The following is a 12,742-nucleotide window of genomic DNA, read 5'->3' as shown; positions in this document are numbered from 1 at the left end:
GATTAGGGTATATTCCCAATGCCACAAAAACGGAGATTATACGACGCGGAACAGCAAATTTATTTTTACTCGGTGGAGAAGAAAGCATCTCGGAATGGGTAGCATATGCGTTATCCACTTTTACCAAAGGAAAGGTATACCGAGTACGGGCACATTAAATGTTAATAAGCCGCATTTTCGCAGCTTCTAATGGATACGGTAAGCCATCTGATTACGGCAGCAAAAAATAAACGGCACCGAAAAATCGGCAGCTTTTATTGACTGCCGCAGCATCTAACCATCGTTAAGACTGAAATCTGATCATCACTTCCTAAAGAATTAGTCATTCGAGCATGATGAAATGAAACAGATTCGGATTCCTTCGTTTTTGCATGATGTTTTTGGTGAAAAACAGCCTATTGTGTCGATTGCAGCCATACTGCTTTTTGGTGCATTTCTGACCACTGCATTATATTTGATATTCCCTGAAATGACGGTCGATTTGCCGGTATGGAGCAACGCCTTGGCATTGCTGCTAATGTTCGATATATTCTCCGGCTGCATCCCTAATTTTACGGCTTCGACCAGTAACTTTTACGCGGCGCGAAAAACGAATCGTATCGTATTTATTGCAATTCATGTTCATATCGTGCTTGTAGCCATTTTATTAAATACAGATATCTGGTATTCGATAGGAGTATGGGCGTATACGATCGCGGGAGCATCTTTCGTGAATACTTTTACCATTCACAACCCTATATGTTGGCTACCTGCTTATTATTTATGCTAAAAGAATTATTTAGCTTCCCAGTTGATCATTATGGCAAAGTAATCAACAACGCCGGTGAAAAAGAATGATTCCTTCGTGTCGAATATCTAAGCTGACAATGTCAGACAAACCTATATTCGTATCCCTCGCAAGCAGCGCATTTGCGCGAGACCCCTTATTTCTCCATTTTTGGCGATTCAGAGCTCGATGGCAAAGCCCGGGGAGATTGATTCCTTTGTTCTTTCAAATTTCCGGGAAAACCTTATATGATTGGAGTAAAACCGGAAGAACAGGGCAAGGGAATAGGCAAAGCACTAAGCAAAGAAACACAAGTCGGCCATCTGCCTGTATATTGTATGTTTTATCAAAAATAGCACTTATCGCATCCTGGCAGAAAGACCCTTCTTCGAAGGGTCTTTCTGTTTATTTATATTGAAGAGTCTATAAAACCCTCTCTAATAAATCCCCTACTTTTTCTGCCATTTCTTTTGTTGAATAGGGCATGCCATTTTTTAACCACCATTCCACAACACCTACGTATGCATTTGCAACAAATTCGGCGACTACATCTTCGCTTTGACCAAAATTTTTGCCTTTTGTTAAATCCACATCTTTTTTGAACTCTTCGATATTATGTTGAAGAAACCGGCTGCGAAAATACGGAGCTCCTCCACTCGCCAACATCGTCGAAAAAAATAAATAATTTTTTTCAAGATATTCCATGCAGTGTACAGTCGATTCAATCCAATTCATTTCAGCTTCCGACTCGCAAAGGTTTGCCATGTTATTGATATGTTCTTCTATAATTTTATCCAAGAGATCAAATTTATCCATGTAATGAAGATAAACAGTTGCACGGTTAATATTTCCCCTGTCAGCAATATCTTGAATGGTAATGCTATCGAAATTTTTTTCTGACATCAATTCAAGAAATGCTTTTTTTATTGCTTCTTGCGTTCTAATAATCCTTCTATCCACTTTAGCCATGTCATTACTACACCTTTCTTTAGATAGTCGACAATTTTTGTTGACTTGTTGTCTAAACGACAAAACGGATTAAATTAACGAGCCATGTGCCTTGAATTTTTTATTTTTGTTGTTTAAATTATAGACATATGTCGACAATGCATCAATAGTTGTTTATTTTTTTTTGAAGGGATGGAGAAACGAAATGGCAATCGAAAACAAAGTGGTTGTAATTACAGGCGCAAGTTCAGGAATTGGGGAAGCTACAGCTAAGCTGTTAGCTCAGAAAGGCGCAAAAGTTGTACTTGGTTCAAGACGTGAAGAGCGTTTAGTAAAATTAGTTGAAGAAATCAAATCGAATGGCGGCCAAGCGGCGTTTCGCGTCACTGATGTTGTTAATCCAGATGATAATCAGCAGCTTGTTCAACTAGCTAATGACGTTTTTGGCGGTGTCGACGTAATCTTCTTGAACGCTGGACTAATGCCTAATTCGCCACTTTCCGCATTAAAAACGGACGATTGGAACAGTATGGTTGACGTTAATATTAAAGGTGTATTGAATGGTATCGCCGCAATATTGCCAACATTTACATCGCAAAAGTCTGGACATATCATCACTACTTCATCCGTAGCCGGGCTGAAAGCTTACCCAGGCGGTGCGGTTTATGGCGCAACAAAGTGGGCTGTTCGTGATTTAATGGAAGTTTTGCGAATGGAATCTGCCCAAGAAGGTACTAATATCCGCACGGCAACTATTTATCCAGCAGCGATCAACACGGAATTGTTGGATTCGATTACGGATAACAATATTTCGAAAGGCATGACTGCGTTATACGAACAATATGGTATTTCACCTGATCGAATTGCCAATGTTGTTGCATTCGCGATTGATCAGCCGGAAGATACGAACGTTAATGAGTTTACAATTGGACCAACAAGTCAGCCTTGGTAATATTGACGAGATAAGATGAAACTAAGCAATTCATTTTCTAAAGCGTAGGCTGTCGAGAAGGCTCGACAGCCTTTTTACTTCTTCTCCGTCTTTTGTACAGGAAAGGTATCCCCCAAGCTTTTGCCGTTAAATGTTTTCTAACAAGTCCAATACGTTTTTAAAATGAATTTCGCTCAAATGTCCGATGACCTCTTCGGCTACCAAATGCTCTGGATCTGAAATCCACATACAAATCACGCCTACTAGCCCTGAAATCATGTACTCTAATCCGACTTTCATTTTTTGATTTTGATAATGATCACCACTGCCGGAAAGAATAAAATCTTTTAATGCTTCTTTTAAATAAGTGGAGAAGTTGGTTTGACCACTCTGACTAAGCATCGTTCTGAAGAAAACAATGTTGCCTTCTATAGCTTTAAACATTTCTCTTAAGCTTAAGATAAACGCTTCCTTATCAATCGCATGGATATCTTTGTCTTTTATATCCAAGTTAAAGCAATTATTTAATTCTTTCATGCTTTCCTGACATAAATTCTCCATCAAATCGGGCTTGTCCACATAGTGTAAATAAAAAGTGTTTCGATTTATCACGGCTTCGTCGGCAATGTCCTGTATCGTTATCCGTTCGTAGCCTTTCGTTTGAACTAGCGTCAAGAAGGCTTCTTTAATGGCTTTCCTTGTTTTCAGAATACGTAGGTCTACCTTGTCTTTACCCATTTGTAAACTTCCCCCTCAATAAAGATAATGGTCAATTTAAGAGAATGTGACTATTAATTATCATGTCGATGAATATCGACCATTGAATGGTTTAATTCTACGTTCTACAATTAAAAACGTCAAACGCAATAAAACTTCACGGTTCAGAAATTAAAGGAGGAAGAGATTTATGTCATTAGAAATTTTACAAGCAAAATTAGAATTAAGAGAGTTAGTTGATGCTTATGCAAAATTGACAGATGAAAAAAATATTCCGGATCAGATGCTTTTATTTACGCCCGATACTAGATTTAAGGTTTATATGGGTGGCCAATTGTTGTCTGATGTTACAGGAACAAAACAACTAGAAGAGGAGTTCACAGGTCACGCTTCTATTGTCAAACGTTATTTCTCCATTAACGGACAGCACGTTGTGAAAGTGGATGATGGCGATACTGCAACAGGTGTTGTATACTCTCAAATGAAAATGGTGAGAGAAGAAGATGGCAAAGAAGTTATCACTGACTATAGTGTTAAATATGATGACACCTATGTGCGTCAAAACGGAGCTTGGTTAATAAAGGAACGAGCTTCTCACTATATAATTATAGAGGCAAGAACATTACAAGGCTAAATTGATTCGTTGAGTTAAGCGAAGGCTGCCGACAGTCGGTAGCCTTCGTTCAACGTTCATTGTCCAAAAATGAGTTCAACGCAAGCACGTTCGCATGCTTTTCCAAATGTTGAATACATATTTAAGTATTCGATGAACAGGAGGAAACAAGCTATGGCGCAACACGGGCAATCGTTCATGAGAGGTACGCTGGTCTTGTCTGTCGCTGCCTTCATTAACCGCATTCTCGGCTTTATCAGCGGCATGTATATTGCTCGCGTACTGGGCGCGGAGGGAATCGGCCTCTTGATGATGGCGGCTCCTCTCCTCCCGCTCGTCATTACGATTACGGAGCTTGGATTGCCAGTGGCCATTTCAAAGCTGGTCGCGGAGGCACATGCCCGTGGCGAACGAATGAAGGTGAGGCGTATCCTGCACGTCTCGCTAGCCGTCACCAGCGTCTTAAGCATAGCGCTTACGGCCATTTCACTATTAGGATCCGAATGGATCGCATCCATCCTGCTAAGCGATCAACGCGCCTATTATGCGATGCTCGCGATTACGCCGATCGCGCCGATTATCGCCGTCTCCGCGGTGTTAAAAGGCTACTTCCGCGGCATGCAGCAGATGAGGACCATCGCCGCCTCCGATGTGCTCGAGCATACGGTGCAAATCGCTTGCGTCCTTGCATTGGTACACCTATTGCTGCCTTTCGGCATCGCGTATGCGGCTGCGGGCGCAATGGCTGCATCAGTCGTCAGCGAAGCGATCAGCCTCTTGTTTCTGGTGGCAAGCTACAAGCTGTACGGCGAATCGAGGATGCCGGGCGAGACATGGGGAAGCAACGTTAAGCAAGGAAGAAGCACGCTTGGAGAGCTGCTGCAGATCGGTCTGCCGACGACCGGGCACGGCGTTATTCATTCGCTATATAGCACCTTCCAACCGCTTCTCATTACAACCAGCTTGGCGCTGGCCGGCATCGGCACGGTGTTAGCCACGAAGCAATTCGGCCTGCTGGCCGGCTATGTGTTTCCATTGCTGTTCATGCCAAGCTTTATAACGCAGTCCCTATCTACCGCTCTCATTCCTGCGATTGGCGAAGCAGCGGCTAACAAGAACAGTCTGCTTATGCATGAGAGGATGAATCAGGCGCTGAGCTTGGGACTTCTGATCGGCGCGCCGGCGACCGTCATCCTGTTCGAGTGGGCAACACCGCTTATGACGCTTGTTTACAACGCACCGGAAGCAGGATTGCTGCTGAAAATATTGGCTCCGATGTTTTTCTTGCATTATTTCGACGCGCCGCTGCATGCAATCCTGCTCGGGCTCGGCCGCGCAAAAGCTACACTGTGGAACTACGTGGCGGCAACGATTTTCAAGGCTGTCTCGATCTTCGTGTTCGGCAGCCAATTCGGCATTATCGGCATCGCGTACGGCATCGGCATCGGAATTGTCATGCAAACACTGTTAAACTTCTTTTCGATCTCAGGCTCGATCGGATTTTATTGGGGTATTCGTCCTTATATCAAGGTTGGGATCTGTATGATGCTGATGGCGATATGCGGGCACTGGACCTATGACTATCTTACCGTCCAAGGCCTACCGCTGTTATGGAGCGTAATAGCTTCAATCGTCTGTTCCTTGCTCATCTATTTCATTACACTCGTATTGACGGGTACGTTGAATTGGAAAAATAGGCTCCGGAGGTTTTCGATTCCATGGTAAATCATTCATACGTCGTGGAACCCTTCAAAGTAAGTCTACATGTGGATCGCAGCTTTAATCTGCTTCGTATATAGCCAGGAAAACGCTAAGTACAATCGCGGATTCCTTAGCCAGATTGTAGAAGAAAAAGCTGGATAGCGCCGACAATGCCACTGCCCCGTGTATGAGCGCAACGATAATCGGAGCGAAAAACAAGATCGCCGTTTGCCGGCCCAACACCTTTTTCAGTTCTTTTTCACTTAAGCCCATTCTCGCAATTGTCATGAATTTCTGTTTATCCCCGTCCACATCCATGTACAAACGGAAATAAAGGAAGCTTCCGGCCGAGGCGAAAAAGACGACTCCGATAAACAATCCGACAAACATAATCGGTCCATATAGTTATTTAGTTCGTAAAGTTCATACTCGCCGGAAGTAACTTGATGCGTCAATTGCCGATACAGTTTTTCCGCGGCCGAGAGTACATTCTGCTTTCCTTCCGTCGCTTGCCAAGCATGAAAGCTTCTTATGTCAGCCGGGGCAGGGAGTTTTTCGTAATCTTTGTCCGAGACGATATAATAATCCGATGACGGCAACGCTTTTGAATACCGGTTTGTTTGCCTTTATATGTTCTTCCTGCAGCGTCTCGTTAATCAATGCCACATCCTGCTCTTCATTATCATCTGCATAATAAGTGAAAGTGTTCGGGCTAGATGTGCTCAGGCCTGCGGTCAGAAACGATTGAAATCCGTACAATGTCCCGATTGCGCTAAACGCTACCGTTGAAATGACCGCTACAAGAAAGAACGTTCGGGCATTACCATTTCTCCGACTCTTGCCGAAATAAAAAACAACCGGGCAAATCGACCCCTTGCGAATTTGCCTGCACCAATAATAGCCGTCATAACTCGGCAAATTAATATCAAGCAATACCAGATCGGGCAAATGTTCATGGAAGGCGTCCATGACTGCATGAAATTCGCTCACTTTGACGGCCTGGAAGCCGTATTTATGAATATAGGATTGCAAAGGCTCCGCAATTTTCGGGTCATCTTCCACGATCATAATCTTCATAACCGCACAAAGTCCAGTCTGCCGCTACATTGAACTCGTCTCCCGTTAGCAGGCGGTCGTAGCATCATTCGCAGATTATAAATACAATTAAATATTGACAGTATCTATTGATCAATGATAGTCTTATTTTGCCAAAAATAATGATATTGATTCTCATTATTGGTAAGACCAAAAAACAAGTTACGGGGGAAGTACAATGAACCGACTATTACAACTTAGCATCATACTATTATCTATCCTATTTATCGCAGCAGCTTGCGGCTCGAACAATTCGGATAACGCTAACAACGTTGCCTCGAATAATTCCAACACGGGTGGTCCTATTATTATTAAACATGCCAAAGGCGAGACTACGCTCGACAAGCCTGCGGCTCGCGTCGTCGCCTTGGAGTGGATCTATACAGAGGAATTAATCGCACTCGGCATTCAGCCTGTAGGTAATGCGGACAATGCGGAATACTCGATTTGGGTAACGGATGAAGCGGCACTCGCGGATAGCGTAAAGGATGTCGGATTGCGTTGGGAGCCCAACCTTGAGACGATCGCTTCCTTGAAGCCTGATCTGATTATCTCGAATACAGATAATAACGATGCGATTTACAAGCAGCTTAACGCTATAGCTCCCACGATTGAATTTGACCCCTATCCGAATGAAGGAGACGCCTACACAGGAATGGTTAACGATTTTAAAACCATTGCTACGGCGGTGGGAAAATCAGAAGAAGCAGATAAAGTTCTCGCCGATCTTGATGAGCATTATGCAGCGGCAAAAGAAAAACTTGCAGCTGCCGGCAAGGATAAATTCAATTATGTCATTACCCAAGCATTCAGCAGCCAGAACGCTGCAACGTTAAGGATGTTTACGGATACCTCGACAGTCGTTCAAACGCTCAACCGTATTGGTTTAACCAGCGACTGGAAATCGGAGAAATTTGAGAAGTATGGTTTTACGGACGCTACCTTCGAGTCCCTGCCGGCAGTGAGCGACTCCAATTTCATATACATTGTCCAAGAAGAGGATAACGTTTTCGGCGACTCCGTAAAGGATAATACGGTTTGGAACGGCTTGAATTTCGTAAAAGAAAATCGGACTTATGGCATAGGTGGAGACACATGGACTTTCGGCGGCCCCCTCTCCTCCAAAGTATTAGTTGATCGTGTAGTAGAAGCTATAACAAAATGAGAACGTTTCGTTTATTCGTGGGCGGCATAGCCGCCCTCTTCTTACTGTTGATAGCCAGTTTGTGCTTTGGAGAAGCACAAATCTCTTTCAAAGTCGTTTTTGAAGCCCTGTTTCATCGCGAGGATATACTCTCACATAACGTAATATGGGATATGCGTATGCCGCGTGCGATATTAGGAGTAATCTCCGGTGCAGGCCTTGCAGCAGCCGGTGTCCTGCTGCAGACGGTTACGAAAAACCCGTTGGCTTCCACAGATACGCTTGGTATTAATGCCGGTGCATATTTTATGGTTGTTGTAGGAACGATTTATTTCCCCACCCTGCTTCACCAGTCACCGTTTCTGTTTGCTGCCGCTGGTGGAGGCGTTGCTGCGATGTGCGCTTACGTCCTAGGAGGCGGTCGATCAACAAGTCCAATCCGACTGGCGCTTTCCGGCATGATAATAGCTATGGTGATAGGTTCATTTACAAGCGCTCTGCATATATTCCACGCTACCGAAACACAATCGCTTTTTTTATGGGGCTCAGGATCGCTCGCCCAGCTCGACTGGAAAGGTGTTACGTATGCATGGCCTGGAGTCAGCATTGTGATTATCGTCGCTTTTTTTATGGGCAAACAATTCGATGTATTGATCTTGGATGAGTCCACCGCTCAATCGTTAGGTCAGAAGGTTAATCTCACTCGATTCGCCGGATTGGCGCTTGCGGTGCTTGTTGCTTCTGTCGTCGTCAGTGTAGTCGGACCTATCGGATTCGTTGGTCTCGTCGCACCGCACTTGGTACGTCTAAGCGGATTGCGCAAGCATAATTGGCTCATTCCCGCCACAGCCCTTTGGGGAGCTGTATTGCTCACTGCAGCTGATGTTCTTACGCGAATGGTTCGTAGCAGCATAGGCGAAATGCCCGTAGGAGCGATGATGGCGATAATCGGAGCGCCGTGGCTAATCTGGCTCATACTTAGGAAACTGAATAATTCAGGTACTTATTCAGCCTCATCCATGTCTATTGGCAGAAATCGTGTTCGGATTCGATTCCCGATTATCGCGTTCATCATGCTTTTCTTTGTTGTTTCATTCATTCTTATAACCATGACAATGGGCGGCACACGTATTCCGCTAAGTCAGTTATTTGCGAGCTTAATAGGGGCTGACGAAGCAACGTCATATTCCATTCTCTTGAATTTACGTTTACCGCGAACCCTTGTAGCCGCATGCGCAGGAATAGCACTAAGCGTAAGCGGTGTTCTTATCCAAGCATCCGTTCGCAATCCATTAGCCGATTCGTCTATCCTGGGAGTGACCTCGGGAGCTGGATTCGGAGCACTGCTTGTACTTATTGCCTGGCCGCAATTATCGATTATATTTCTTCCGATCGCTGCCATGGGCGGAGCAATACTTGCTGCTGCCGTCATATTCTTATTCGCATGGCGCAAGTCGCTTAATCCCCCGGTACTTATTCTTCTGGGGATCGCGGTTTCTGCTGTTGGCTCCGCGGGTATTCAAGCCTTAATCGTACTGGGACCATTATGGGGAAGCGAAAGCTATATATGGTTGACTGGCTCGACTTACGGTCGTACGTGGGATCAATTCCTCATCATCTGCATATTCCTAGTCGTTCTTCTTCCCCTTGCATGGTGGCTAGGCCGCAGGTTTGATTTACTCGCATTCTCTGATGATAGCGCCATAGGATTCGGTTTATCGGTGCGTAAAACGCGATTCGCTGCAATGACTGTAGGTGTTCTTCTCTCTGCTGGTGCTGTCGCTTCCGTAGGAACTGTAGGCTTCCTCGGTTTAATCGTGCCTCATATGATAAGAAGCTTAATTGGGCATAACACTCGACAATCCATCGTATTATCGAGCTTGCTCGGTGCTCTGCTTCTGGTTTTAGCCGATGCTATCGGTCGAACGATACTTGCTCCGGTCGAAATTCCATCCGGACTATTAATCACATTGATTGGCGCACCTTATTTTCTATTCTTGATGTTTCGATCACATACTAGAAAGCTATAGGGCAACAGCTAGCGAAGGTCATTCCTTTGCTGGCTGTTTTTATGAATATCATAGAATTGGACTAAAAAAAATACCGCATCATCGCACCTACGGCATTTCGAACCGCAGTTGGAGCTCAGGAGCCTCGGATTTCTCTTCCAGGTGAGCTTCACTGCGGCTGATGCCCAGCTCCTTCGCAATCTCCCGCTGCGTCCGTTCGTCGCCGCCGTGGATGAGGCCGAAGCGGCCGATGACGTCTTCTTTTCCCCATCATCCAATATGTCGAGGTTTTTGTATATTTTCGATTTCTCGATCTTGAGCTGCACTTTATCCGCCACATCGTCGGCTTCCGTGCCGAGGATGTCGATCAACGTAATATCGTTGCCTTCCTTGTCCGTACCGATCGAGTCGTGGAGCGACACGTCTTTGCGCGTCTTCTTCAAACTTCGCATGTACATCAGGATTTCAATCTTAATGTCATTAGTGCGCAATTAGAAATTATTAATTAAGCTGTTCAATTGACATTGAATACAGCCCTTCATTTGCTCCTTATCAAAGGTTAAAACGTAAAAATTCAACTGTATGTTCGAAAACCCTAATTTCCCTAACAACCTGCCGAATCGAAAGCGTATTCCTTGCAAGCAATTGCCGCTTCTGTTGCGTAACCTTTGTGCCAATACGCTTTTTGAAACAAAAATCCTATTTCCAAAATTTCTTTTTCTCTCCAGCCTTGCATTGTCAAGCCACATTGACCAATCATTTCATTTGTTTCTTTTAATACAATAGCCCAAAGTCCAAAACCATACTCTTCATATCTTTTAAGATGTCTGTTAAGCCAATTTTGTGCTTCTTCTAAGTTGAATGCACTTTCATAAGCAGCACGCATTACTTCCTCATCACACAATTTCCGCACAATGCATCATAATCGAACTGCACCATTTCTCTAATTTGTTTCTATCAAAAATCTCCCACCTTTCTATTATATCAATAACCTTTCAAAAATTCCTTTCTTCTCGTTGTTCTATGAGTAAAAATGACCCGCCAGGAATAATTATTGCTTCATATTTGTGTGGTAAAGAAAGCACCTGTAAATCCGACTCATATAAGGTTGTGTTTAATCCTCGTTCGTCACAACGTTTACGACAAGAAGCTAACATTTCGGGAGAATAGTCAACACCGTCTATTACAAGACCAGATTCCAGTAATGGAATTAATATTCTTCCAGAACCAACCATTGCTTCAAGAATGCGTCCCTTTGTATGTTTTAACTGATCTCGATAATACTCTACATCCCCACCAAAAGAATCACCAATTTTCTTTGTGTGGTCATATACCTCTGTACATAATGCACCATATTTACTGAAAGACATATAGTTATTTCCCCTCCATATTTGGTATCTTAGAAAGGTGAGCGTATTTGAGCTGCTAGATTGTTTTTCAGGTGCTGGAGGGTCTTTTATGCATTAACTTTGAATAAATTTAATATTACAGGTAAGAATTCTAATAAATAGTAGTAGAAAGAGGTGTCTAGAGTTGGGTGATAAAAACGTGAGGACTCCTGGAATGACGAGCATGATCAATTATTAGCCGAAGTAGTATTATCTCATATTAGGACTGGCAGCACACAATTGGCTGCTTTTGAGGTGAGTGGAAAACCACCAGTGGATGTGGATGGACTTGTTGATGAGCGGCAAAACCCATGAACCCTCAAAATGTTATATTTTAGAAAACTTTTAGAATTGCTTTCGAGGGTGTTTATACTTCTCATTTAGACTAAGGTTGTAGGCAAGAGAAACCATATAACCTTAAAGGAGAGATTAATATGAATACACAAAATAAAGCACAAAATGCACTGGAAGACATCAAAGTCAGTTCGAAACTGAAGATTGCTACGCTGTGGGCGAGTTTTATGTTTCTCTATATTTATGTTGATTATTTCGCCTTATATATGCCGGGCAAAATAGAAGGTATTCTGGCAGGAAAAATATTTATATTTGACATTTCATATGTCTTTCTATTGATAGCACTGATTTCGGTAACAATTCCAGCTCTTATGATTTTCCTTTCTGTTGCCCTGCCGGCAAAAGTAAGTCGCTGGGCAAATATCATTATTGCCGCGGTGTATATTCCCTATACATTGTTTAATTTGACAGGAGAGGCTTGGGTGCACATGGTGTTTGGCGCTGTTGTAGAAGTCGCTCTTCTTTGTCTAATTATCTGGTATGCATGGAAATGGCCTTCTTCGTTACGGTAATTACGTTACTAATTATCTTTACTGCATGGAAGTGGCCTAGGCAGGATAGCTAGCAACGCGGGTTTCGGGCATTACTAAGAAGAATGATGATGACATAGTCGCAACTTTTGCATATCGTATGCGAAAAACTGGCTATCAAGAAAAAAATGAATATCAAACAACCCCCACCTCGGGATGGGGGAGAAGAAATGTCTACTGTTTAAGAATTTAGCCGGCAATGCGTTGGCAGCGAAGCTGACCATGGCATGAATGGCTCCAATGCCTTCGGATCGAGCTGACCTGTTAGTTGAGGTAGCTGTTCAAAGAGAAACTTCAAGTAGTCGAATGGCTTGAGTCCATTTTCCTTGGCCGTTTCGACAACGCTTTAAATGTTAGCGCTGGCCTTTGCGCCTCGCGGCGTGTTGCTAAAAAGCCAATTTTTCCGACCAATTACAAAAGGTTTAATCGACCGCTCGCTTCTGTTGTTGTCGAGATCGAGTCGTCCGTCCGCAAGGAATGCCGCGATAATCGGCGATACGAGCTGACCAATCCTTGCGACGCTGTTCTTTTGTGGTCATAAGGCAA

The 12,742-nt window shown here is 43.7% G+C and carries 10 protein-coding genes and 6 pseudogenes; 8 read left to right on the top strand and 8 right to left on the bottom strand.

What is annotated here, in order from left to right; all coding sequences use genetic code 11:
• The first annotated feature begins 340 nt into the window (after positions 1–340).
• Positions 341–837, top strand: a pseudogene (locus tag J2T14_RS05460) (hypothetical protein).
• Positions 838–1,189: 352 nt separating this feature from the next.
• On the opposite strand, the gene J2T14_RS05455 reads toward J2T14_RS05460, so the two are convergent.
• Positions 1,190–1,735, bottom strand: a complete 546-nt coding sequence (locus tag J2T14_RS05455) for a TetR/AcrR family transcriptional regulator (RefSeq protein WP_307208703.1) — start codon at positions 1,733–1,735, stop codon at positions 1,190–1,192.
• Positions 1,736–1,919: 184 nt separating this feature from the next.
• Between J2T14_RS05455 and J2T14_RS05450 the strand changes: the two genes are divergently transcribed.
• The gene (locus J2T14_RS05450; RefSeq protein WP_307468658.1) at positions 1,920–2,666 is read left to right on the top strand and encodes an SDR family oxidoreductase; all 747 of its coding nucleotides are present in this window, start codon (positions 1,920–1,922) and stop codon (positions 2,664–2,666) included.
• Positions 2,667–2,792: 126 nt separating this feature from the next.
• Here J2T14_RS05450 and J2T14_RS05445 read toward each other — a convergent pair whose 3' ends face one another.
• Entirely contained in the window at positions 2,793–3,383 is a 591-nt protein-coding gene (locus J2T14_RS05445) for a TetR/AcrR family transcriptional regulator (RefSeq protein WP_307468655.1), read from the bottom strand.
• A gap of 169 nt (positions 3,384–3,552) precedes the next feature.
• Between J2T14_RS05445 and J2T14_RS05440 the strand changes: the two genes are divergently transcribed.
• Positions 3,553–3,996 carry a nuclear transport factor 2 family protein gene (locus tag J2T14_RS05440; RefSeq protein ID WP_307468653.1) on the top strand — a complete coding sequence of 148 codons (444 nt, stop codon included), beginning with the start codon at positions 3,553–3,555 and terminating at the stop codon, positions 3,994–3,996.
• A gap of 153 nt (positions 3,997–4,149) precedes the next feature.
• A complete protein-coding gene (gene spoVB, locus J2T14_RS05435) occupies positions 4,150–5,700 on the top strand; it encodes a stage V sporulation protein B (protein WP_307468651.1) in 1,551 nt (516 codons plus the stop codon).
• Between the two features lie 54 nt (positions 5,701–5,754).
• Here the strand turns inward: spoVB and J2T14_RS05430 are convergent, their stop codons facing one another.
• Both J2T14_RS05430 and J2T14_RS05425 read right to left on the bottom strand, forming a co-directional pair.
• Positions 5,755–6,066, bottom strand: a complete 312-nt coding sequence (locus J2T14_RS05430) for an FtsX-like permease family protein (protein WP_307468648.1) — start codon at positions 6,064–6,066, stop codon at positions 5,755–5,757.
• Between the two features lie 434 nt (positions 6,067–6,500).
• Positions 6,501–6,753 (bottom strand): annotated as a pseudogene (locus tag J2T14_RS05425) (response regulator); the annotation flags it as partial.
• 196 nt (positions 6,754–6,949) lie between these two features.
• Here J2T14_RS05425 and J2T14_RS05420 point away from each other — a divergent pair.
• Positions 6,950–7,936 (top strand): ABC transporter substrate-binding protein, encoded by a 987-nt coding sequence (locus tag J2T14_RS05420; RefSeq protein WP_307468645.1) that lies wholly within the window; start codon positions 6,950–6,952, stop codon positions 7,934–7,936.
• Positions 7,933–9,945 carry an iron ABC transporter permease gene (locus tag J2T14_RS05415; protein WP_307468643.1) on the top strand — a complete coding sequence of 671 codons (2,013 nt, stop codon included), beginning with the start codon at positions 7,933–7,935 and terminating at the stop codon, positions 9,943–9,945. The genes J2T14_RS05420 and J2T14_RS05415 overlap by 4 nt, the downstream gene beginning before the upstream one ends.
• 87 nt (positions 9,946–10,032) lie before the next feature.
• Here the strand turns inward: J2T14_RS05415 and J2T14_RS05410 are convergent.
• From J2T14_RS05410 to J2T14_RS05400, 3 genes and pseudogenes are all read right to left on the bottom strand, one after another.
• Positions 10,033–10,400 (bottom strand): annotated as a pseudogene (locus tag J2T14_RS05410) (sigma factor-like helix-turn-helix DNA-binding protein); the annotation flags it as partial.
• A 128-nt stretch (positions 10,401–10,528) separates the two neighbouring features.
• Positions 10,529–10,810, bottom strand: a complete 282-nt coding sequence (locus J2T14_RS05405) for a GNAT family N-acetyltransferase (RefSeq protein WP_307468641.1) — start codon at positions 10,808–10,810, stop codon at positions 10,529–10,531.
• A gap of 127 nt (positions 10,811–10,937) precedes the next feature.
• Positions 10,938–11,294, bottom strand: a pseudogene (locus J2T14_RS05400) (class I SAM-dependent methyltransferase); the annotation flags it as partial.
• A 177-nt stretch (positions 11,295–11,471) separates the two neighbouring features.
• Here J2T14_RS05400 and J2T14_RS05395 point away from each other — a divergent pair.
• Both J2T14_RS05395 and J2T14_RS05390 read left to right on the top strand, forming a co-directional pair.
• A pseudogene (locus tag J2T14_RS05395) lies at positions 11,472–11,579 on the top strand (RsfA family transcriptional regulator); the annotation flags it as partial.
• Positions 11,580–11,746: 167 nt separating this feature from the next.
• On the top strand, positions 11,747–12,178 hold the full coding sequence (locus J2T14_RS05390; RefSeq protein ID WP_171688075.1) for a DUF6326 family protein: 432 nt from the start codon (positions 11,747–11,749) through the stop codon (positions 12,176–12,178).
• 199 nt (positions 12,179–12,377) lie between these two features.
• On the opposite strand, the pseudogene J2T14_RS05385 reads toward J2T14_RS05390, so the two are convergent.
• Positions 12,378–12,674, bottom strand: a pseudogene (locus J2T14_RS05385) (IS66 family transposase); the annotation flags it as partial.
• Positions 12,675–12,742 lie beyond the last annotated feature (68 nt).

Origin of the sequence: Paenibacillus harenae (genome assembly GCF_030812415.1) — a bacterium.
Lineage (GTDB): Bacteria > Bacillota > Bacilli > Paenibacillales > Paenibacillaceae > Pristimantibacillus > Pristimantibacillus harenae_A.
Note: the sequence above shows the minus strand (reverse complement) of the source record. Positions and strands in the feature narration are given on the sequence as shown.